General features: G+C 74.1%; 18 protein-coding genes. 13 read left to right on the top strand and 5 right to left on the bottom strand.

Annotation, left to right across the window (positions count from 1 at the left end):
- Window positions 1-349: 349 nt before the first annotated feature.
- The 8 genes from ACIOC1_RS23990 to ACIOC1_RS23955 all read left to right on the top strand — a co-directional run bounded on the left by ACIOC1_RS23990 (window position 350) and on the right by ACIOC1_RS23955 (window position 9,593).
- A complete protein-coding gene (locus tag ACIOC1_RS23990) occupies window positions 350-856 on the top strand; it encodes a hypothetical protein (RefSeq protein ID WP_355333292.1) in 507 nt (168 codons plus the stop codon).
- Window positions 857-933: 77 nt separating this feature from the next.
- A complete protein-coding gene (locus ACIOC1_RS23985; protein WP_401856306.1) occupies window positions 934-1,773 on the top strand; it encodes a class I SAM-dependent methyltransferase in 840 nt (279 codons plus the stop codon).
- Window positions 1,770-3,386 (top strand): CoA transferase, encoded by a 1,617-nt coding sequence (locus tag ACIOC1_RS23980; protein WP_401856305.1) that lies wholly within the window; start codon window positions 1,770-1,772, stop codon window positions 3,384-3,386. The genes ACIOC1_RS23985 and ACIOC1_RS23980 overlap by 4 nt, the downstream gene beginning before the upstream one ends.
- Window positions 3,383-5,134, top strand: a complete 1,752-nt coding sequence (locus tag ACIOC1_RS23975; protein ID WP_401856304.1) for a class I adenylate-forming enzyme family protein — start codon at window positions 3,383-3,385, stop codon at window positions 5,132-5,134. Before ACIOC1_RS23980 ends, ACIOC1_RS23975 begins: the two co-directional genes overlap by 4 nt.
- A gap of 43 nt (window positions 5,135-5,177) precedes the next feature.
- A complete protein-coding gene (locus tag ACIOC1_RS23970; RefSeq protein WP_401856303.1) occupies window positions 5,178-6,221 on the top strand; it encodes a UbiA family prenyltransferase in 1,044 nt (347 codons plus the stop codon).
- Window positions 6,218-7,849 carry an AMP-binding protein gene (locus ACIOC1_RS23965; RefSeq protein ID WP_401856302.1) on the top strand — a complete coding sequence of 544 codons (1,632 nt, stop codon included), beginning with the start codon at window positions 6,218-6,220 and terminating at the stop codon, window positions 7,847-7,849. The genes ACIOC1_RS23970 and ACIOC1_RS23965 overlap by 4 nt, the downstream gene beginning before the upstream one ends.
- A complete protein-coding gene (locus ACIOC1_RS23960; RefSeq protein ID WP_401856301.1) occupies window positions 7,840-9,225 on the top strand; it encodes a protoporphyrinogen/coproporphyrinogen oxidase in 1,386 nt (461 codons plus the stop codon). The genes ACIOC1_RS23965 and ACIOC1_RS23960 overlap by 10 nt, the downstream gene beginning before the upstream one ends.
- A gap of 50 nt (window positions 9,226-9,275) precedes the next feature.
- Window positions 9,276-9,593, top strand: coding sequence for a hypothetical protein (locus tag ACIOC1_RS23955; protein ID WP_401856300.1), 318 nt, complete (start codon window positions 9,276-9,278; stop codon window positions 9,591-9,593).
- Between the two features lie 167 nt (window positions 9,594-9,760).
- Here the strand turns inward: ACIOC1_RS23955 and ACIOC1_RS23950 are convergent, their stop codons facing one another.
- Window positions 9,761-10,735: an ABC transporter permease gene (locus ACIOC1_RS23950; RefSeq protein WP_391048668.1), complete on the bottom strand. Its 975-nt coding sequence runs from the start codon at window positions 10,733-10,735 to the stop codon at window positions 9,761-9,763.
- Window positions 10,736-11,133: 398 nt separating this feature from the next.
- Between ACIOC1_RS23950 and ACIOC1_RS23945 the strand changes: the two genes are divergently transcribed.
- The gene (locus ACIOC1_RS23945) at window positions 11,134-12,333 is read left to right on the top strand and encodes an Ig-like domain-containing protein (RefSeq protein WP_401856299.1); all 1,200 of its coding nucleotides are present in this window, start codon (window positions 11,134-11,136) and stop codon (window positions 12,331-12,333) included.
- A gap of 173 nt (window positions 12,334-12,506) precedes the next feature.
- Here the strand turns inward: ACIOC1_RS23945 and ACIOC1_RS23940 are convergent, their stop codons facing one another.
- Complete coding sequence (locus ACIOC1_RS23940; protein WP_401856298.1) at window positions 12,507-13,397, bottom strand: DUF3152 domain-containing protein; 891 nt, start codon at window positions 13,395-13,397, stop codon at window positions 12,507-12,509.
- A 162-nt stretch (window positions 13,398-13,559) separates the two neighbouring features.
- Here ACIOC1_RS23940 and ACIOC1_RS23935 point away from each other — a divergent pair, with 162 nt between their 5' ends.
- The 3 genes from ACIOC1_RS23935 to ACIOC1_RS23925 are packed head-to-tail and all read left to right on the top strand — an operon-like array spanning window position 13,560 to window position 16,416.
- Window positions 13,560-14,279, top strand: a complete 720-nt coding sequence (locus ACIOC1_RS23935) for a response regulator (protein WP_391048419.1) — start codon at window positions 13,560-13,562, stop codon at window positions 14,277-14,279.
- Window positions 14,276-15,865: a sensor histidine kinase gene (locus ACIOC1_RS23930; protein WP_401856297.1), complete on the top strand. Its 1,590-nt coding sequence runs from the start codon at window positions 14,276-14,278 to the stop codon at window positions 15,863-15,865. Before ACIOC1_RS23935 ends, ACIOC1_RS23930 begins: the two co-directional genes overlap by 4 nt.
- Window positions 15,862-16,416 carry a hypothetical protein gene (locus ACIOC1_RS23925; protein ID WP_391048415.1) on the top strand — a complete coding sequence of 185 codons (555 nt, stop codon included), beginning with the start codon at window positions 15,862-15,864 and terminating at the stop codon, window positions 16,414-16,416. The genes ACIOC1_RS23930 and ACIOC1_RS23925 overlap by 4 nt, the downstream gene beginning before the upstream one ends.
- A gap of 135 nt (window positions 16,417-16,551) precedes the next feature.
- Here ACIOC1_RS23925 and glpK read toward each other — a convergent pair whose 3' ends face one another.
- From glpK to fahA, 3 genes are all read right to left on the bottom strand, one after another.
- Complete coding sequence (gene glpK / locus ACIOC1_RS23920) at window positions 16,552-18,069, bottom strand: glycerol kinase GlpK (protein WP_355333263.1); 1,518 nt, start codon at window positions 18,067-18,069, stop codon at window positions 16,552-16,554.
- A gap of 141 nt (window positions 18,070-18,210) precedes the next feature.
- Window positions 18,211-19,065 carry an MIP/aquaporin family protein gene (locus ACIOC1_RS23915; RefSeq protein ID WP_355333260.1) on the bottom strand — a complete coding sequence of 285 codons (855 nt, stop codon included), beginning with the start codon at window positions 19,063-19,065 and terminating at the stop codon, window positions 18,211-18,213.
- Between the two features lie 255 nt (window positions 19,066-19,320).
- A complete protein-coding gene (gene fahA / locus ACIOC1_RS23910) occupies window positions 19,321-20,559 on the bottom strand; it encodes a fumarylacetoacetase (protein WP_401856296.1) in 1,239 nt (412 codons plus the stop codon).
- Window positions 20,560-20,857: 298 nt separating this feature from the next.
- Between fahA and ACIOC1_RS23905 the strand changes: the two genes are divergently transcribed.
- The gene (locus ACIOC1_RS23905; protein ID WP_355333601.1) at window positions 20,858-22,267 is read left to right on the top strand and encodes an SDR family NAD(P)-dependent oxidoreductase; all 1,410 of its coding nucleotides are present in this window, start codon (window positions 20,858-20,860) and stop codon (window positions 22,265-22,267) included.
- Window positions 22,268-22,315 lie beyond the last annotated feature (48 nt).

Below are 22,315 nucleotides of genomic sequence, written 5' to 3'. Positions count from 1 at the left end.
GGGACGGTGGGCGCTGCGCGACGGGCGGTCCGGGAAGGCGCCCCGGGGCCCGCTCACCGCGATCTTGAACCAGTCCCCGCCCGGCCCGTGCGTGTGGCGGCCGGGCGGCGGTCATGAGGGTGAATTCTTCACCCTGTCGGCGCTGGTCCGGCCTTCGCGGGAGCCGGGAGCGGCCGGTGACGACCCGCGTCCGGCGCCGACGAGCAGCGGGCCGGGCCACGATCGGGCCATCGGGCTCCCCGCGACACGGCGACGGCGGCACATCCCGCAGTCATATGCGAACCTTCTTCCGATATGGTCCACTTCGTGCGAACCCGGACATTCGGTCCGGACCGTTCGAGGAGAGTTCATGACCCGTTTTGTCACGGCGAAGCGTGCCGCTGTCGCAGCCACCGCCACCGGCGCCGCAGCCCTCGCCCTGGTGGCCGGTTCCTCCGCCACCGCCACCGCGACCGCCACGCAGGTACGCGCCACCCCGCCGTCGCTGACGCTGGACTTCAGCGGCAACAACAGCGCGGGCGCCGCCGCCAGCACCGTGGGCGCGGGCTTCGGCGGCAGCGCCACGGTCAAGGACTCCTCCGGGAAGCCGGTCGGCACCGCCTACGACATGTGCGACAAGGACGCCATCTCCGCCAAGGAGGTGACCGCGTTCTGCCACGCGAACATCGTCTTCAACGGCGGTGACCAGGTCGCCCTCTCGGTGGTCTTCCCGATCCAGAACCCGCTCACCGCGACCTACCCGAAGTCCTTCGACGGCGTCGTCGTCGGCGGCACGGGCGCCTACAAGGGCCTCACCGGCGCGGCCCACTTCACCAACACCGCGCTCGCGGTCTACACCGTGAGCTGGGACGCCTGAGGGATCTGAAGTCCTTTCCGGTGGGCCGTCGTCCGGACGGCGGCCCACCGCCACCCCGCCCACGCACCGGAGAGTCCATGCCAGCCGCGAGTCCCGGCACGACCACCGCCACGGCGGCGACGGCCGACCGCCCCGAAGGCGACTACGCCTTCGACAACGACAGCCCGTACGCCACCGAGCAGCACCGCTGCCTGGCCGCCGCGCACGACGCGATCACCACCGCGCGGCTGGCGGAGACCGGCGTCGGCCCCGGCTGGGACTGCCTGGAGGCGGGAGCGGGCGGCGGCAGCGTCGCCCTGTGGCTGGCCGACCGCACCGCGCCCGGCGGCAGCGTGCTGGCCACCGACATCAAGCCCGAGCACATCCCCGCCCGCCCCGGTCTCGAACAGCGCCGCCACGACATCGTGCGCGACCCGCTCCCCGACGCGGCCTTCGACCTCGTCCACTCCCGCCTGGTGCTCACCCACCTGCCCCAGCGGCGGGCCGTGCTCGGCCGGCTGCTGGGCGCCCTGCGGCCCGGCGGGCACCTCCAGTTGGAGGAGTTCGACATCGACTACGCGCCGGTGCTCCTCGCCCCCGACGAGCGCACCCGCGCGGGCTACGAGGCGTTCCGGGCCGCCAAGGGCCGCGTGCTGCGGGCCGCGGGAGCCGACCCCGCGTGGGGCCGCACCTGCGCCGCCGACCTGCGGGCCGCCGGATTCACCGACATCGAACCCGTACCGCACCTCGTGCCCTGGACGGCGGGCTCCCCGGGCCTGCGGCTGCAACTGCACCACACCTACCACCTGCGGGACGCGCTCCTGGAGCACGGGATGACGGAGGACGAACTGCTCGCGGCGCGCGACGCGATGCGCCACCCGGACTTCCGCGCCGCCTCCTGCGTCCTGTACTGCGTACAGGCGAGGCGACCGGAGTGACGGCCACCGCGGCCGGCCCCCGTACCACCGCGGCGCCGCGTATCGGCACGGCGCCGGTTTCCGCGCGCGGCGGCGCGCCCGCCACGGCCGTCCGGCTCGCCGTCGCCCACCTGCGGGCGCTCGGCTGCGGCACCGAGCACGGCAGGTCGGGCGCGTTCACCGCGCACTACGGCCTGGTCCGCGCGCGCTGCGAGGTGAGCTGGGCCGGGCCCGTGGACCTCCCGCTGACCAGCGAGGCCGACGTACAGGCCGCGTGCGGTCTGACGCAGGTGCACGGCCGCCGCTACGGTGCACCGACCCCGCTCGGCGTCGACTACGCCTCCTGCGTCGCGGGCGCGCTCGCCGCCACCGGCACCCTCGCCGCGCTGGCCGCCGGGCCCGCCGACGACGGCGGCGAGATCCGCGTCACCACCTCGGTCGCCCAGGCGGCGCTGCTCTCGGTCGGCCAGTACCTGGCCGCCGCGACCGCGGCCGACGACTGGCCGGAACGCCACGCCCCCGGCGGCCCGCCCTTCGCCGCCGCCGACGGCGTCCGGTTCGAACTGGAGACCCTGGACCCCGAGGCGTGGCGCGGCTTCTGGTCCGCGCTCGGCGTGGACCGCGCGGACGCCGCACGCGGCTGGCTCCCCTTCCAGCAGCGGTACGCCACCGCGGTCTGCCCGCTCCCGCCCGCCCTCCACGAGGCCGTCGCCCGGCTGCCCTTCCCCGAACTCGGCCGCCTCGCCGACGCGATCGGCGTGGATCTGACCCCGGTCGCCGCGGGGCCGCCCCCGTGGGCGGACGGCGACGAGCGGCCCTGGCGGCTGCGCCCCACCGGCCCGACGGCCGCGCCGCAGGCCGCGCCCGGCACCGGGGCGCCGCTGGACGGGGTGACCGTCGTCGAGGTGTGCCGCCGCGTCCAGGGACCGCTCGCCGGGCACCTGCTGCGGCTGCTCGGCGCGCGCGTCGTCCGCGTCGAGCCGCCGGGCGGCGACCCGATGCGGGGCATGCCGCCCATGGCGGGCGGCACATCGGCCCGCTTCACGGCCCTGAACGACGGCAAGGAGACGGTGGAGGCCGATCTCACCACCGCGTCCGGCCGCGCCGCGGTCCGCGAACTCCTCGCGGGGGCCGAGGTGTTCCTGCACAGCCTGGCCCCCGGCAAGGACCGGCGGTGCGGGCTCGACGCCGACACCCTGACCGCCCACCGCCCCGGCCTGGTGCACGCCGCCGCCTCCGGCTGGGGCGACGCGCGCGGCTCCCGGCCTCCCGTCGGCACCGACTTCCCCGTACAGGCGTGGACGGGCCTCGCCGCCCTGGTCACCCCGCCGGGACTGCCGCCGACACCGTCCCTGCTCACCCTCACCGACGTGCTCGGCGGCGTGATCTGCGCGGAAGGCGCCGTCGCGGGGCTGCTCGCGGCCCGGCGGACCGGGCGCGGACAGGCCGTCACCTCCTCGCTGCTGTCCGCCGCCCGGCTGCTGTGCGGGCCGCGGTTCCGCTCGGCTCCCGCGCGGACGACGGTCCCCGACCGCGCCGACCTGACCGACCTCGCGGCGGACCCCCGCCTCGCGCCCGCCCTCGACCGCGACCTGTGCGCGCGGGCCGCAAACCCCTGGGAGTTCCACCGATGACCACTCCGGTGGAGACGCCGACCGACGCGACACCTCCCGTACGGGCGGCGGCCGGACGCACATGGCGGTCCCGCAACGGCCTCGTGCTGCGCGACACGGTCCCGGCCCCGCTGCGGCGGCGCTGGGCCCGGCGCGAGGAGTGTCCCGACACGGGGCTGTACGCGGCCTTCGCCGAGCACGTACGCGACCACGGCGACCGGACGGCCGTACGCACTCCCGGCCTCGCGCTGACCTACCGCGAACTCGACGTGCGGGTACGCGGGATGGCGTCGGCGCTGGGCGCGCTCGGCGCGGGCCCCGGCGATGTGGTCGGCATCCGGCTGAACGGCGGCTGGCCCGCGCTGGCCACGGACCTCGCCGTCGCCGCCGTCGGCGCGGTCGCCCTTCCCTGGCCCACGGGGCAGGGCACCCGCGAGAGCCACGCCCTGCTGGAGCTGTCCCGCGCCCGCTACATGGTGAGCGACACCCCACTGGATCACCGGCACGGCCCCCTCCCGTACCTGGAACGCCTCACCACGGTCGGGGAACTCCTCTACGGCGACCCCGACGGATGCGTCCCCGCCGTCGTGGACCCCGAGGACCCGGCCCGCGTCCTGGTCTCCTCGGGCTCCGAGGCCGCGCCCAAGATGACCGCCTACAGCCACAACGCGCTGCTCGGCGGACGCGGCAGTTACGTGGACGCGGTGCTGCGCGGCGGCGGCGCCGGACACGACACGGCCACCGGCACCGGCCAGGACATGCTAGGCGGCGACCCCGGCACCGGCGAAAGCGCCGAGGACGGCGGCCCGGCCGCGCTCGTCCTCGTCCCGCTCGCCTCCTCCTTCGGCTCCTTCGGACTGGTCGCCCTCGCCCGCTGCGGCGCGACCCTCCACCTGCTGGACCGCTTCGACCCCGGCGCCGCCCTGCGCGCCGTCACCGACTGGCGGCCCACCCACGTCGTCGCCGTACCCACCATGCTGGGCCGGATCGCCGACCACCCCACCGTGCCCGGCGAGGACCTGGGCTCGCTGCGGGCCGTCGTCTCCAGCGGCGCCCCGCTCACCGCCACCGTCCTCGCCGCCGCGCTGCGCCGCTTCGGCCGCCCGGTCACCAACGTCTACGGGTCGAGCGACGGCGTGAACTGCCGTATCACCTGGACCGGTTCTGACGGCGACGTCCGCCGCGTCGGACACCCGGACCCGCGCGTCACCGACCTGCGCGTCTGCGGCGCCGACGACCGGCCGCTGCCCGCGGGGCACAGCGGCGAGATTCAGGCCCGCGGCCCGATGAGCCCGCTGGCCTATGTCGGCGCGCCCGACCTCGACCTGCGCTACCGCACCGACGACGGCTGGATCAGGACCGGTGACCTCGGGGTCTTCGACGCCGACGGTTCGCTGCGCGTCCTGGACCGGATCAGGCAGACCGTGATCCGCGGCGGCTGGACGATCAGCCCCGCCGAGGTCGAGGAGGAGCTGCACACCCACCCGCACGTCGCCGAGGCCGCCTGCGTACCCGTCCCCGACCCGGATCTCGGCGAGCGGCTGTGCGCCTTCCTGGTCCAGCGCCCGGGCACGGAGCCGCTGACGGTCGCGGCGCTGTCCGCGTATCTGACCGGCGAGCGCGGTCTGGCCCGGCGCAAGCTGCCCGAACTCGTGCTGCACCTGGACCGGTTGCCGCTCGGGGCCACCGGCAAGGTCTGCCGCCGCACCCTCGCCGCCGCGGCCCTCGGCCGCCCGCCAGAAGACCCGGTACGCGCCCCCCGGCGCTGAGCAGCGCCTGAGCCACACCGCACCGCAGGAGGAGCACCCGCCCATGGAACCCGCGCCCGTACTCGACACCGCGGCCAGGCCCCCCGTCGGCGCCGTTCCCGCCGCCGACACCTCGCCGATCGCGCCCGGCAGTTGGCGCGCCTACGCCAAGCTGGCCAAGCTGGACATCCTCGACTACTACCTGAGCATCCCGCTGGCCGCCGCGATGCTCGTCCCGTTCGGCGTCGTCACCGGGGCCGGGCTCGTCACCGGGGCCGGGCTCCGGCCCGAGACCACGGGACGCGCCGCGCTCGTGCTGGTCCTGTTCTTCCTGGGCGAACTGACCATGGTGGCCGGGATGGTCGCCTTCGACGACGTGACCGGCTACCGCGACGGCAGCGACGCGGCCAACTACGGCCCGGACGCCGCCGCCCGCCGCCTCGCCCGTAAACCGCTGGTCGCCGGGACGCTCACCGAGCGGCAGGCGATCCGGTTCGGCTGGGCGGCGGTCGCGCTGTGCGCGCTGTTCTGGGGCGCGGCCGTCCTCGCCGCTCCCGCCCGGCCGCTGTGGGCGGTGCTCGGCACGGCGGCCTGCGCGCTCTTCGGGTTCCAGTACTCCTGGTGGCTGAAGTTCAGCTACCGCGGCGGCCAGGAGATCTTCCTGGCCGCGCTCGGCTGGGGCTATGTGCTGCCGCTCTTCGGCCTGCTGAACGGCAGCGCACCCGGCTTCGTCGTCGTGCAGGCGCTGATCTTCGGGCTCGGCCCCGTGCTGTTCGGCGTCTACTCCAACATCAACGACCGGGACGGGGACCACGCGGTCGGGCGGCTGACCGTGGCCGCCGTCGCCTCCGAGCGCGGCAACTCCGCCTTCATCGCCGGGGTCTCCGGGCTGGAGGCCCTGCTGATCGTCGTCCCCGCCGCCGCCGGGATCGCGCCGTGGTGGTTCCCGCCGCTCATGTCGCCCGTCCTCGTGCTGCGCGCCCGCCAGTGGGTACGCGGCAATCGGCGCGGTGACGTCCTGGGGGCCCGCACCCGCGGCATCCGGCTGCACCGCCTCGCCACCGCGCTGATGATCGCGGCCGACCTGCTGCTGGCGGTGACCCGGTGACCAAGCCCCTCGACCCCGGCATCGTCTTCGACGCGCTCGCCCGCCGCGGCTCGCCGACCGTCGTCCACCTCAGCCGCCCCCTCGACCTCGCGCCCGAGGAGGGCACCCGGTGGACGGTGCCCCAACTGGCCGGCCTGGTACGGGACACCGCCGCCCGGCTCGCCGCGGCGGGAGCGGGCCCCGGCGACCACGTGGCCGTCGTCAAGCGCAACCACTGGGACTACGTCCTGCTCGCCTGCGCCGCCGTCCGGATCGGCGCCGTCCCCGCGCTGCTCTCCGACCACCTCGCCCCCGAGGTGCTCGACACCCTGCTCGAACGGCTGCGCCCCGCCGTCCTGGTCACCCAGACGCACCTGCTGCGCACGGCCGCCAGAGCCGATGTCGAGCTGGCGCGCCACAGCGCGTGCACGCTGACCCTGGACAGCGCGAGCCTGCACGACTCGGTACCGGACGACACCCGGCCGCCCCAGCCGGTCCGCTCCTTCCACGACCTGCCCGCACGGCCGCTCGCCCCGATCCACCGCCGCGGTGACGGCGAGCCGCTGGCCGTGCACCACACCTCGGGGACCACCGGCGTGCCCAAACTGGTCGTCCACTCCACCACGACGCTCATCCGGCGGCTCGCCGGATTCGAGGCCAGGCGCTGGCCCGTGGTCACCTCGCGCGCCGGCGACACCGTCGCCAGCGCCATCTCCTTCGCGCACGGCCGCGCGCTCGCCTGGACCGTCAGCGCGCTGTGGCACCAGCCCCGCGAGGCCGTGATCGTCGCCGACTCCGATCCCGACGCGGCCCGCCGCACCCTGACCGCGCACCCGCCCACCGTCCTGGAAGCGCTGCCCTCCACGTATGTGCGCTGGCAGCGCCTGGCCGCCGAGCCCGACAGTCCCTTCCGGGACGTGCGCATGTACATCTCCACCTTCGACGCCGTCCACCCGCCGACCGTGCGGGTCTTCCTCGACGCCAGCCGGCGCGCCCGGCCGCTGTGGATGCAGGGCTGGGGCCAGACCGAGACCGGGCCGCTCACCTTCCGCTTCCTCACCCGAGGGGCGCTGGCCCGGCGCGCGGAGCGCCACCCCACCACCCGCGACCTCGGCCGCCCGGTCCCCGGCTGGGTCGGCCTGCGGGTGGTGGACCCGCGGACCTTCCAACCCGTGCCGCGCGGGCAGGTCGGCCTCGTCCTCACCCGGACCAAGGCCCGCTGCCTCGGCTACCTCGGCGAACAGGACCGCTGGGACGAGAAGGCGCACGGGCCCTGGTTCAACACCGGAGACCTCGCGGTCCGCACGCGCGGCGGCTCGCTGATCCTGCTGGACCGGGAGGTCGACATGATCCCGGGGCTGAGCTGCGTGGAGCTGGAGGACGTCCTGCACGACCGGCTGCCCGAGGTCGAGGAGGCCGTCGTCCTCGGCGTCGTGGACCGCGACCCGCAGACCGTCCTGGTCGTCAACGCGCCCATCGACCCGGCCCGTTGGCGGCACGCCGTACGCGACCTGCCCGCGCTCGCCGAACCCCTCACGGTGGACTGGGACGCCGTCCCGCGCACCGCCACCGGCAAGGTCCGCCGCCACGAGCTGCGCGACCGCTACCTCGCCGGCACCGCCACCCACGGAACCGGGAGATGGACGTGACGGACCTCGACGTCGCGGTCGTCGGCGGCGGCATCGGCGGCCTCGCCGCCGCCTACCGGCTGCAACGGGCGGGCCGCTCCGTGCGGGTCTTCGAGGCCGCCCCGCGCGTCGGCGGACGCATGGCCAGCTCCCTCGTCGACGGCTGCCTCGTCGACGAGGGAGCGGAGACCATCGCCACCCGCGGCTACCAGGCCACCTGGCGCCTCATCGACGAACTCGCCGTGCCGCCCGCACACCTCACCCCGGTGCGGGCCGGATTCGCCCTCTGGCACGAGGGCCGCGCCCACGCCCGGCTCGGCCACCCGGCGGGGCTGCTCACCGGCGCGGGCATGTCCTGGCGCGGGCGGCTGGACTGGCTGCGCTTCACCGCCCGACTGCTGCGCCGCCGCGGGGACTTCGACGCCGACCGGCCCGAACTCGCGCCGCCCGGCACGGCCACCCTCGCCGAGTACGCCCGCGCCTACCACCCCGACGTGCACGACCGCCTGCTCCAGCCGCTGTCGGGCCACTGCTTCGGCTGGCACTCGGAACGCTCGGCCGCCGCCCCCATGCTCGCCACGCTGCTCGCGGTCGGCGGCGCCGGAGCCCGCTGGACCACCTACACCACCGGCATGGACACCCTCCCGCGCGCCCTGGCCGAACGGGTCCCCGTACAACTCGGCAGCTCGGTCACGGCCGTTGAGCGGGCCGGCGCGGACGAGGCACGGCTGCACCTCGCCGACGGCGAGATCTTGACGGCACGTCAGATCCTGATCGCCGTACCGGCACCGGTCGCACTGTCCCTGTACGCCGACCCGTCGCCCGATGAACGCGCCTATCTGGCGGCCTGTTCCTTCACCCCCATGCTCAAGGCCGTCTGCCTCCTCGACCGGCCGCTGCCCAGCCCGACCCGCGCCCCCAGCTACGCCCTGTCCGTTCCCGCGACCGAGAGCCGGATCTGCGGCGGGCTGCTCCTCGACCACCTCAAGGCCGAGGGGCGCGTCCCGCCGGGCCGCGGGATGGTCAGCCTCTTCGCCTCGCCCGCGATCGGCCCCCGCCTGCTGGACGTCGACGACGCCGAGGTCACCCGCACGCTCGTCGGCGAGGCAGAACGCTTTCTGCCGGGGCTCGGCGAGGCCACCACCCGCACGCTCGTGCACCGCTTCCGGTACGGCCTGCCCGAAGCCACCCCCGCCGCGCTGGGCCTGCGCGCGGCCTTCGCCGCCCGGCCCGCGGGGCCCGTCGACTACGTCGGCGACTGGACTCTCCTGCGGCCCAGCAGCGAGGGCGCGGTCCGCTCGGCGGAACTGGCCGCGCGACGCGTCGCCGCGCGCACGGCCCACCCCTCTCGTCCGAAGCGCGCGGTGAGCCCGGCACCCACCGGCCGACCCGCGTGATTCGGCGCACATGTCCCACCCGCGAATCACGTGCACTGGAGGCACCTGTCATGCGTCGAAGCACCACCATGATCGCGATGGCCGCGGCGGCCGTCGTCGGCCTCGCGGCCACTCCCGCCCAGGCCGCCACCGGCCAGGTCGTCGTCTTCTCCGTCGAGGGCCAGCCCCTCAAGGTCTACCAGGACCCCACCGGCTGTCAGCGACTCCCGTTGACGGCGCATGTGCTGGACAACCTCACCGACCAGCCGGTCAAGGTCTTCGCCGACCCCTTCTGCACGGTCCCGGCGACCCTACCCACCACCGGCGTCGGCGTCCTTCCGGTCGGCTACGGCACCCACGTCACCGGAGTCGGCAGCTTCTCCGCCTGACCACCGGTCGCGGCACGCGCGCCCGCCGTACCACCGCCGTCGGGGTGCGGTGGTACGGCGGGGCGGCCGGCCCGGTCAGGGCGTGAGGCGGTTCGGCCCCCGGAACAGGAACATGGCCCCGCGGAGCGCGTCCAGGCCGAGCATCGCCATGAGGACGCGGCCGAGGGTCAGACCGTCGCCGGGAGGGGCATGGGGGCGGGGCGGCGACGGTCGCGCAGGGCGGCGGACAGCACCGACACGACGATGCCGCCGAAGGCCCAGGCACCCAGGATCCACAGGGACCTGGTGATGTCGTGCCCGTCGAAGTAGACGGTGTTGCGGACCACGGTCGTCCCGGCGCCCGGCGGCAGGATCTGGCCGATGGCCCGCCAGAAGGGCGGCAGGAGAGCGGCCGGATAGACCCCGCCGGAGCTGGGATTGCCCAGGACGGTGAAGATCAGGATGGTCAGGCCGAGGCCGATGGTGCCCGCCACCGACTGGAGGGCGACGCCCACCGCGCCCGAGGCGAACACGATCAGGGTGCCGATGCCGACCAGGTCCCAGAAGGCGCCGGGAAGGCAGTGCAGGACGGGACCGACGATCACCGCGCCGCCGATGCCGGAGACGAAGGCGTAGGGCAGCATCGCGGTCAGCCGCACCAGGACGCGGCGCAGGGTGGGGCGCGCCGACCCGGCCGCCATGTTCAGCGCGGACGCGGCCAGATAGCCGCCGATCGTCCAGCTCAGGACGAGGTAGAAGGACGACAGGCCGCGCGAGTCGCCCTTCACCGGCGGGCGGATGTCGCGTACGACGACCTCACGGTGCTGCGCCTGTCCCGCCAGCCGCACGACCTGGGTCGCCGCGTCCGAGGCGGAGGGGCCGCCCGCGGACGCGACCAGGACGGTGTCCGTCGTCCCGCGCGGGTCGACGACGACGGCGGCGTCGGTGCGCCGGTCCAGCAGCCGGGCCCTGGCCTCGGCGCGGTCGGCGACCGCGACGGCGTGCACCGGCTCACCGGGAAGGGCGTTGAGCCGGGCCACCGCGTCCCGCGCCGCGGCCTGCGGTGCGACCACGACGATCGGCACCCGGTGGGGCTTGGGCGAGTGGAAGGCGCCCATGTAGGACAGCGCGAAGCCCAGTTGCAGCAGGAGCACGCCCAGCATGACCAGGACGGCCCTGAATGTGATCGCGTCCCGCAACTCCTCCACGATGCCGTGCCTGCCCGGCCTGTCGAGTACCACCCGACTGCTCCCCGTGCCCGTCAACGCTGTCCGCCCTTCTGGTACGCCGGGGCCATGAGCCCGGCCGAAGTCGTCAAATCCTCGGCTCCGCGTCGGCGTCCGTCGCCGGGGCGCGCCCACGGCGCCCGTCCCGGCAACCCGTTCGGCGTACGCCCGACCGCCGCCTAAGGGTTGGGTATCAGTCATGCGGCACCTGCAACCGCTGGGGCGGTCGTACTCTCCTATAGTGCGACCGGCGAGATGGGGAGACTCGATTGATCACGGCAACGGCGGTTGACACCGCCGCTCAGGGCTCGCGTAAGCGGCGGGTGGCGAAGGGGATGTTGGCGTTGGCGCTCGGCGCCGTCCTGCTGGGGGCGACCGCCTGCAGCGGGAGCGCGGGCGCGTCGACCGACAAGGGAAAGCAGGACGGCAAGGGTTCGGCGTCGGGCGGCGCCACGACGACGCCTGCCTCGCAGGTGGCGCTGAGCATCGTGCCCAAGGACGGCGCGACCGGGGTGGACACCACGGGCGCGCTCAAGATCACGGCCGCCAAGGGCAAGTTGGTGAAGATCGCGGTGACCGACGCGGCCGGCCACCGGCCGGTCGACGGCGCGATATCGGCGGACGGCACCAGTTGGAAGCCGTCCGGGATTCTGCGCACCGCGACCAAGTACACCGTGAACGCGGAGGCGGTGGACTCGGCCGGGCGCAGCACCGTACAGCACTCGTCGTTCACCACGCTGAAGCCGCAGGCCGTCAACTACGGCGTGTTCAACGTGGATCCGGGCTCGACGTACGGCGTGGGCATGGAGGTGTCGATCCGCTTCAACAAGCCGGTCGCCGACCAGGCCGCGACGCACAAGGGGATCACCGTCACGGCGGACCCGCAGGTGCCCGTCGAGGGCCACTGGTTCGGCAACCAGCGGATCGACTTCCGGCCGGAGAGGTACTGGGCGCCCGGCACCAAGGTCACGCTGCACATGAACCTCAACGGTGTGCAGATGTCGCCCGGTGTCTACGGCCAGCAGTCGAAGGACGTGAGCTTCACCATCGGCCGCTCGCAGACCTCGGTGGCCGACAACACCGCGAAGACGCTGAAGATCTACCGGGGCGGGAAGCTGTACAAGACGTACCCGGCGAGCCTCGGTGACCCCCAGCACACCACGTACAACGGCAAGATGGTGATCGAGGAGAAGGACCCGGTGGTGGACATGGACTCCCGCACCGTGGGCCTCGGCAACTCGTACCACATCAAGGACGTGCCGCACGGCATGCGGCTGTCCGACTCGGGAACCTTCGCGCACGGCAACTACTGGCGCCCGGTGTCGGTGTTCGGACACGAGAACACCAGCCACGGCTGCGTGGGCCTGCACGACGTGAAGGGCGGCGGCGACCCGGACACCCCGGCCGCCTGGTTCTACAGCCACTCGCTCATCGGTGACGTCGTCGAGGTCGTGCACTCGCCCGACAAGGTCATCGACCCGAGCAACGGCATCAACGGCTGGAACATGTCCTGGGCCACCTGGGTGGCCAACTGACCCTCGGACCACGGTCCCCGACCGTCCGGACACGCGTCCCGGGCGGCCCGGGGAACGGGTCCCGAGCGGCCCGGGGAACGGGTCGCGGGCGGTTGACGAATGGATCGCGGCCCCGGAACGCTCAGGCGTTCCGGGGCCGTTCCGCGCGGGACACTCCGGTGCGGACATCGATGTCAGGGCATCGGCGGTCCCGCCAGATACGTGCCGTGCGCGTCGTACGGCCACGCGTTCGCCACACAGCCGTGCAGTCCGTCGATCTGCTGCATCATCGCGGGCGCCGGACGCCCGGGGCCGGGACACCCCTCGTGGCCGTGCCCGATGCGGTGGCCCACCTCGTGGTTGACGATCAGGGCGCGGTACTCGTGGAGCGGCCCGGGGAACTGCGGCGAACCGGTCCGCCAGCGCTTGAGGTTCACCACCACCTGGTCGCCGACATCGCAGTTGACCTCGCCGCGGGTGTGCAGCCCGGCCGCCCCGCAGATCCGGTCCACGGTGTCCGGGCTGGCGATCTTCACCTCGAAGTCGTATTGGCCGCCGGAGACGAGCTGGAAGGCGTCGTGGCCGTCGGCGATCCAGCTCCGCCGGTCGCCGAGGATGCTCTCGATCTCGCGCGCCGCGTCGGCGGCTCTGACGCCCGTGCCCTGCTCGACCTGCACCTTGTAACGGCGCAGCGTACCGGTGCCGACCGACGTCCCCGACGCCCGGGCGGTGTCGAAGACGCCGTTGCCCCCGGTGCCGGACGACGGCGCGGACGACGGCGCGGACGCGGGCGCCCGCCCGGCGGGTGACGTGGAAGGCGCCGCCGGCGTCCTCGCCGGTTCGGTGGCGGCGGGCGGCGAACCCGCCGTAGCCCCGTCCGCCGCGTGGCCGTCCTTCCCGTCCTTCCCGTCCTTCCCGCCGTGCGCGGCGACCAGCAGCGCCCCGGCCACCCCGACCGCCGCCAGCGTGCCGAGCGTGTACGTCGTCCGCCGTCGCCTGCGCCGCCGTAGGGTCGCCAGGGAACGCCGCGTACGGGCGCCGCCCCCCGCCCGCCCCGCCGATTTCCGTTTCTTCTCCCGGTGCATGGCTGTTCACACTGCGGTCCGCGTGTGATGGCCCCTGGCCCAGAAGATCACGAAAGCGTAACCACGGCGGCGGACGGCCGCTGTATGACCCCTTCGTAACAGCTGCCCGGCCGAGCCCCTCTCACGGCCCTGCCCGCCCGGACCTCACGCATACTGACCTGCATGCCCCGCGTTCTGCTCGTCGAAGACGACCCCGCGGTCCGCAAGGGCGTGCAGCTGGCCCTGCGCCACCAGGGACACGACGTCCTCGCCGCCGCGACCGGTGAGGAGGGCCTGAGCCACCTGCGCCCCTTCCGGCCCGACGTCGTCGTGCTCGACCTCATGCTCCCCGGCATCGCCGGACTCGACGTCTGTCGTCGCATACGCGAGCACGACCAGGTCCCGATCATCATCGTGACCGCGCGCGGCGACGACGTGGACGTGGTGGTCGGCCTGGAGGCCGGAGCGGACGACTACGTGGTCAAGCCGGTACAGGCCCGCGTGCTCGAAGCCCGTATACGCGCGGTGCTGCGCCGGATCGCCGCACCCGGCGCCGACGGCACCAGGCCCCGGCAGGAGTCGCACGGCGACCTGTCCATCGACCGCGCCGGGCTGCGGGTCTCCCTGCGCGGCGAGCCCGTACCGCTGGCCCCCTCGGAACTGCGGCTGCTGCTGACCCTGTCGGCCTCGCCGGGACAGGTGCTCAGCCGCCAGCAGCTCCTGGAAGCGGTCTGGGAGCACAGCTACCACGGCGACATCCGGCTGGTCGACGCCTGCGTGAAGCGGCTGCGCGGCAAGCTCGGCGGCGGACCGGGCGCCGGGTCCGGCTACATCGAGACCGTACGGGGCTTCGGCTACCGCTTCCGCGCGCCGTACGCGCGGCCGCTCCAGCCGACCCCATGAGGTCCGCCGTCTCCAGGGCCCTGCTCGCGCTGCGCGGGCTGCGCACCCGGCTGGTGGTCGCCTTCGTGCTGGTCGCGGTCGTCAGCGCGCTGAGCACCGGGGCCCTCGCCTTCAGGGAGGCGCGGACCGGCGTGCTCCAGCAGAGCCAGGACGCGGTCATCCGGCAGTTCCGCGACAGCGTCGACGCGCTGGCCCCCGCGATCCCCGCGGAGCCCGACCAGGCGGCGATGGACTCGCTGGTCATCCAGGTCGCGAGGGCCCACCAGTCGCAGCGCTGGCAGGTCCTTGCCACGTACGGGGAGCGCCGCGCCGGATCCGCGCCGGAGAACGCCTTCGAGCGGCTGACCCCCGAACTCCTCGGGTCGGTGCGCGACCAGGCCGCCGCGGTCTTCCAACGGGTGAGCACCGACGACGGCCCGGTCCTCGTCGTCGGCCTGCCGGTCGCGTACCGCGCCGCCGAGAACCAGTCGCTGACGCTCTCCGGCCTCGTCATGTACCTGGTCGTGCTGCAGGACACCGAGCAGGCGTACGTCCAGGCCATGATCACCGCCATCAAGGACGCCGCGCTGTGGGCCGTGGTCCTCGCGGTCGTCCTGGCGCTCTTCGCCGCGCGCGGCGTGCTGCGCCCGGTACGTGCCCTGCGCCGCGCGACCCGGCGGATGGCGGAGGGCCACCTCGACGTACGGCTGGCCGTCAACGGCTCCGACGAACTCGCCGACCTCTCCCGGTCCTTCAACGACACGGCCGCCGCCCTGGAGCGCTCGGTGACCGAACTGCGGCGGCTGGAGGCGCAGGCCCGGCGGTTCGTCGCCGACGTCTCGCACGAACTGCGCACACCGCTGGCCGCGATGTCCTCGGTCACCGACGTGCTGGACGAGGGCGCGGGCCGCCTCGACCCCGAGACGGCCACCGCGGTCGGCCTGATCAGCGAGGAGACGGTACGGCTCGCCCGGCTCGTGGAGGACCTGATGGAGGTGTCGCGCTTCGACGCGGGCGCCGCGCGGCTCAACCTGGACGAGATCGACCTGGCCGAGTCGGTGCGCCGCACCCTCGTCTCGCGCGGCTGGCTGGCGGAGGTCGACACCCGGCTGCCCGCGCCCGGCGCCCTGCGCGCCCGCGTCGACCCGCGCCGCCTGGACGTGGTGGTGGCCAACCTCGTCGGCAACGCGCTGCGGCACGGCGCGCCGCCCGTGGTGCTGTCCCTGAGCGCGGTCGGCGGGCGGTCCGCCGGGGGAGCGTGGGCGGTGATCGAGGTACGGGACGCCGGTCCCGGCATCCCGGAGGCGGCCCTGCCGCACATCTTCGAGCGCTTCTACAAGGCGGACACCTCGCGCACGCGCAGTGAGAGCAGCGGCCTCGGCCTGGCCATCACGGCCGAGAACGTACGGCTGCACGGCGGCCGGATCACCGCCCGCAACGCGGACGGCGGCGGCTCCGTCCTCACCGTCGAACTGCCGCTGCGCCGCGACTCGGCCGCGGGCACCGCCGACGCCGGGGACCGCGCCGGTTCTGCCGGTTCCGTCAGTTCTGCTGATTCCGTCGGTTCCGCTGATTCCGCCGCCTTCGGAAGCGAGGACGTCCGATGAGGCGCGCCGCCGGTCCGCTGGCCTGCCTGGCGTCCGCCGCCGCGCTCACGGCCTGCGGCGTCCCGCCGACCAGCGTCATCCAGGCCGGGGAGCCCGCGGTGGGCATGACCCCCGGCGTCAGCGTCTACTTCCTCTCCGACGACACCTTGCGGGCGGTTCCCCGCCGCGCGCCCGACGGCGCCGGTCCGGTCGTCGCGCTGCGGCTGCTGTTCGCGGGCCCCGGCGACGCCGACCCGACGACGCTCACCACGCGACTGCCGTCCCTGCCGCGCCCGCCCGTGATCGCCTTCGACGGCGTCACCACCGTCGTGCGCCTGCCCGCGGGCGTCGACCGCCTCTCGCCGCTGGCCATGGACCAGGTGGTGTGCACAGTGGCGGCCAATCCGGGGGGCCCGCAGCGCACCGCGCCGCCCGGCGGGGCCAGCGCCGTCCCCACCGCCGTCCCCGACGTCCCGACCGCCGGGACCCCGCGGTCGGCGTCGCCCAGCCCCGACGTCCGCGTCATCGGCGCGGGCTGGGCGCTGTCCCGGCTCGTGGAGAGCTGCCCGTAGCGACCGGCGGGCGACCGTACAGCCTGCTGGGCCGGTACGTCGGGGCCGCGAACACGCGGACGCCCCGCCGGTGGTGGGACCGGCGGGGCGTACGGGGGACGGCTGCGGAGAGCCGGGGGCCGCCCGGGCGCCGGACTACTCGACGTCGACCCAGTCCAGGGTCCGGTCCACGGCCTTCTTCCAGCCCTTGTAGCCCGTGGCGCGCTGCTCCTCGCTCCACTGGGGCTCCCAGCGGCGCGACTCGTGCCAGTGCTCGCGCAGCTCGTCGGTGTCGCGCCAGAAGCCGGTGGCGAGACCGGCCGCGTAGGCCGCGCCCAGCGCGGTGGTCTCGGCGACCACCGGACGGCTGACCGGGACGCCCAGGACGTCGGCCTGGGTCTGCATGCACAGGTCGTTGGCCGTGACACCGCCGTCGACCTTGAGCACGTCCAGGTGCACGCCGGAGTCCTGCTCCATCGCCTCGACCACGTCGCGGCTCTGGTAGCACATGGACTCCAGCGTGGCCCGCGCCAGGTGGCCGTTGGTGTGGAAGCGGGCGAGGCCGACGATGGCGCCGCGCGCGTCGGACCGCCAGTACGGCGCGAACAGCCCGGAGAAGGCGGGCACGAAGTAGATCCCGTCGCTGCTCTCGACGGTCTTCGCCAGCCGCTCGCTCTCCGCGGCCTCGCTGATCAGGTGCATCTGGTCGCGCAGCCACTGCACCGCCGAACCGGTCACCGCGATGGAGCCCTCCAGCGCGTACACCGCCGGGGCGTCACCGAACTTGTACGCCACGGTCGTCAGCAGGCCGTGCTCGGAGCGGACCGCCTCCGTACCGGTGTTGAGCAGCAGGAAGTTACCGGTGCCGTAGGTGTTCTTCGCCTCGCCCGGCGCGAAGCAGACCTGGCCGACGGTGGCCGCCTGCTGGTCGCCGAGCACACCCGTGATGGGGATCGGCGCGCTCAGCGGGCGCGAGGTGCGGGTGGTGCCGAACGCCTCGGGGTGCGACGACGCGTGGATCGTCGGCAGCATCGCGCGCGGGATGTTGAAGATGCCGAGCAGCTCCTCGTCCCAGTCCAGCGTCTCCAGGTCCATCAGCATCGTGCGGCTGGCGTTGGTGACGTCGGTGGCGTGGATGCCGCCGTTCGGACCGCCGGTGAGGTTCCACAGGATCCAGGAGTCCGTGGTGCCGAACAGCGCGTGCCCCTGCTCGGCGGCCTGGCGGACCCCGTCGACGTTCTCCAGGATCCACTTGATCTTGCCGCCGGAGAAGTACGTCGCGGGCGGCAGGCCCGCCCGGCGCCGGATCAGGTCGCCGTGGCCGTCGCGCTCCAGCGCCTTGGCGATCGAGTCGGTCCTGGTGTCCTGCCAGACGATCGCGTTGCCGTACGGGCGACCGGTGCGCGGGTCCCAGACGACGGTGGTCTCACGCTGGTTGGTGATGCCGATCGCCGCGAGGTCGGAGGCCGAGATACCGGCCGACCGCACCGCGTTCTGGATCGCGACGTTGGTCCGCTCCCAGATCTCCACCGGGTCGTGCTCCACCCAGCCCGGCTTCGGCAGGTACTGGGTGTGCTCCAACTGGTGCTTGGCCACTTCGTTTCCGTCGTGGTCGAAGATCATGAAGCGGCTGCTGGTGGTTCCCTGATCCACCGCGCCGACGAAGTCCGCCATGGGTGCTTCCTGCCTTTCGTGGGTGTACCGGACCGCGGTGTACGTGACCGCGGTGTGCGTGACCGCCGTCCGCACGGCCGCCGTGTACGTGACCCCCGCGTACGGACCGCGGGGGTGTACGGACCTCGTGGACCCGCGGGCTCAGACCTCGGCAGCGGGCTCGGAGGCGGGGGCGCGTCCCGGGGGCTCCGGCGGGGCCTCGGGCAGGAAGCGGCCGACGAAGATCTTGTAGATCGCGCCGCCGAGGACACCACCGATCAGCGGTCCGACGATCGGCACCCAGAAGTAGAGATTCCCCCACTGGTCGCGCCACGCCGTGCTGTAGCCCGTGATGTAGCTGGCCAGCCGCGGGCCGAGGTCACGCGCCGGGTTGATCGCGTAACCGGCGTTGGCGCCGTACGCCATGCCGATCGCGACCACGATCAGGCCGACGATGAACGGGCCGAGATTCGCGCGGGGCGCGGTGTTGAGCACATCGGTGACCGCGAGGATCAGGATCAGCAGGATCGCCGTGCCGATCACCTGGTCGCGGAAGGCGCCCCACTCGTGGACACCGGCCGTCAGCGAGCCGTTGCCCGGCAGGGTGGCGAAGACCGTCTGCGTCTTGATGGTGTGGCCCGGGTCGGCGTGGCCCAGGATCTCGGAGTAGTTCCAGCGCACCAGCAGCGCGGCGACGAAGGCGCCCGCGGTCTGCGCCAGCGCGTAGGGCGCGACCTTCTTCCAGTCGAAGCCCTTGAACACCGCCAGGGTCAGCGTCACCGCCGGGTTGAGGTGCGCGCCGCTGAGTCGCGCGGCGACGTAGACACCGAGGGTGACGCCGAGCCCCCAGGCCCAGGCGATGCTGTCATGGTCGCCGAGACCGCCCTTCGGATCGGTCAGCGCGCCGCCGCCGACGACTTGGGCCACGACGCCGACACCGATCAGAATGAGGATCATCGTCCCGACGAACTCCGCCGACAGTTCGCCCAGAAGTCCTGAGCGTGCACGTGTCGCCATGGATTCCCGCTTCCCGCCGGCCGCCGTATGGACCGGCTGTAGCTCGTCCCGCTCTTGGCCATGCGTCTTCTGCTCTCCGCATGCTCCTTCACACGGAAGCACGTGTGAACCGGCTGTGCCGGATGGGATTGCGCCGTACGGGGGAGAGTGGTGGGAGAGGTGAGGCGGACACGGGAGTGGCGGCACCGGAAGCGGCGACCGGTCTGTTAGAGGCGCGGCCGTCCGGGGGCGCGGTCCGCTGAAGGCGGGTGTGTGTCAGGGGCGGGCGGGCTCGACGCGGCCGACGACCTCGCCGAGGCCGATCCGCGCGCCGCCGGGGCCGGGCGCGGTGGCGCTGATCACCACCTCGTCGCCGTCCTCCAGGAACGACCGGCGCGTCCCGTCCGGCAGCTCCAGCGGCTCCTCGCCGTTCCAGGCCAGCTCCATCAGCGCGCCCCTGGTCTCCCTGTCGGGACCGCTGACCGTGCCCGAGGCGAAGAAGTCCCCGGTCCGCAGGCTCGCGCCGTTCACCGTCATGTGCGCCAGCATCTGCGCGTACGTCCAGTACATGGCGGCGAACGGCGGCCGGGACACCAGATGCCCGTTGAGCCGTACCTCCAGGGCGATGTCGAGGCCGTACGGCGGTCGCGCCGCGCGGTCGTCGAGATACGGCAGCGGCTCGGTGTCGCGGACCGGCGGGTCGGTACGGGCCTGCGCGAGCGCGGCCAGCGGCACCACCCACGGCGACACCGACGTGGCGAAGGACTTGCCGAGGAAGGGGCCGAGCGGGACGTACTCCCACGCCTGGAGGTCGCGCGCCGACCAGTCGTTGACCAGGCACACCCCGAAGACGTGCGCGTCCGCGTCGGCCAGCGCCACCCGGCCGCCGAGCGGCGAGGGCGCGCCCACCACGAAGCCCAGCTCCGCCTCGATGTCCAGCTTCCGCGAGGGGCCGAAGTCCGGCGCCGGATCGGCCGCCGCCTTGCGCTGCCCGCACGGCCTGACCACCGGCGTGCCGGAGACCACGACGGTGCCCGCCCGTCCGTGGTAACCGATCGGCAGATGCTTCCAGTTCGGGGTCAGCGGCTCGGACCCCGGCCGGAAGATCCGGCCGATGTTCGCGGCGTGGTGCTCCGAGGCGTAGAAGTCCACGTAGTCCGCCACCTCGAACGGCAGGCGCATCGTCAGCTCCGCGCGCGGCAGCAGGCACGGCTCGACGGCGTCGGCGTAGGTGTCGTCGGTCAGCCACGCGGTCAGCGCCGCCCTGACCCGCGTCCACAGCGGACGGCCCGCGGCCAGCAGCGGGTTGAGCGAGTCCGCGCCGAGCGCGGCGGCCAGATCGGCGGGCGCCCCGGCCGCCCGCGCGGCGGCCCCCGCGTCCAGGACGTGATCGCCGTACGCCACCCCGATCCGCCGCGCGGCGGGCTCGTCGGCGGTGCTGAACACCCCGTACGGCAGATTGCGCACCCCGAAGGGCGCGTCGTACGGGACGGCGAGCGGGCTGCTGGCGCTCAACGGACCTCCAGGTGCGGCTCCTGCGCGGCGGAAACGACCCGAGGGTACCGCCGGGTCCGGCGGCCGGGTTTGGAGCTGCTACCGGTGCAAACGTAAAGTTCGGCCGGGGCGGGGCACGCGGGGGCATCGCATGGGCACATACGGAGAGAGCAGCGGCGGGATGACGGCGACAACGCAGGACCTTCACGGCCACGGGGCCTACGAGGAACCGATCGGTGATGCCGAGGACGCGGACGGCGCGGAGGCCGTGGAGGGCGCCGAGGGCTTTGCCGACGTGCCCGGCATCGATCCCGCGCGGATGGCGGTCTGCCTCGCCGTACTCGGCGAGCTCGACACGCTGCCCGTCGACCACCCCGACGCCATCGCCGTACGCCGGGCCACCGCGGGCATCTACCGGTCGGTGAAGCAGCGCCGCCGTCAGGAGCGCCGGGCCGCCAAGACCGCCAACGACAAGGCCGTCACCGAGGCCACCGCGACCGGCGCCGCCGACCGGATCGACGACGAGACCCTCGGCATCCAGCTCACCACCTCCGTCAGCACGGAGATCGCGGGCATCCTGGAGCGGCCCCGCTCCTGCTACGTCTGCAAGACCCGCTACGTCGAGGTCGACGCCTTCTACCACCAGCTCTGCCCGTCGTGCGCGGCCGAGAACCGGGCCCGCCGCGACGCGCGCACCGACCTCACCGGGCGCCGCGCGCTGCTCACCGGCGGACGCGCCAAGATCGGCATGTACATCGCGCTGCGGCTGCTCCGCGACGGCGCGCACACGACGATCACCACCCGCTTCCCCAACGACGCCGTCCGCCGCTTCAAGGCCATGCCCGACAGCGACGAGTGGATCCACCGGCTCAAGATCGTCGGCATCGACCTGCGCGACCCCGCCCAGGTCGTCGCCCTCGCCGACTCGGTCGCGGCGGCGGGCCCGCTCGACATCCTGATCAACAACGCCGCCCAGACCGTACGCCGTTCCCCGGACGCCTACCGCGAGCTGGTCGCCGCCGAGTCCGCGCCGCTGCCCGCGGGCGAACTGCCCGCCTCCGAGGTCTTCGGCGCCTTCGGCAGCGGCGCGCAGACCGCGGCCGCCCTCCCGGCCCCGCGCCGCGAGGACGCCCTCACCGCGCAGGACGTCACCGGCCTCGCGCTCGTCAGCGGCTCCGCCTCGCTCGCCAGGATCGAAGCGGGCACCGCCATCGACGCGGGCGGGCTCGTGCCCGACCTCGACCCCACCAACACCTGGGTGCAGACCGTCGGCGAGGTCGACCCCGTCGAACTCCTCGAAGTCCAGCTCTGCAACGTCACCGCGCCGTTCGTCCTCGTCAGCCGGCTCAGGCCCGCCATGGCCGCCGCCGCGGCGCGCCGCAAGTACGTCGTCAACGTCTCCGCCATGGAGGGGCAGTTCAGCCGCGGCTACAAGGGCCCCGGCCACCCCCACACCAACATGGCCAAGGCCGCGCTCAACATGCTCACCCGCACCAGCGCCCAGGAGATGCTCGACACCGACGGCATCCTCATGACCGCCGTCGACACCGGCTGGATCACCGACGAACGGCCCCACCCCGACAAGGTCCGGCTCGCCGCCGAGGGCTTTCACGCCCCGCTCGACCTCGTCGACGGCGCCGCCCGCGTCTACGACCCCGTCGTCCGGGGCGAACGCGGCGAGGATCTCTACGGCTGCTTCCTGAAGGACTACGCCCCCTCCGCCTGGTGACACCGCGCGGGCGGTGACGCTCACCCGTTGCCGTTGCCGTTGCCGCCG

The sequence above is a fragment of the Streptomyces sp. NPDC088197 genome, from assembly GCF_044741185.1.
In the GTDB taxonomy this organism is placed as follows: Bacteria; Actinomycetota; Actinomycetes; order Streptomycetales; family Streptomycetaceae; genus Actinacidiphila.
The sequence above is the reverse complement of the archived record's forward strand: the minus strand, read 5'-3'. Positions and strand labels throughout refer to the sequence as shown.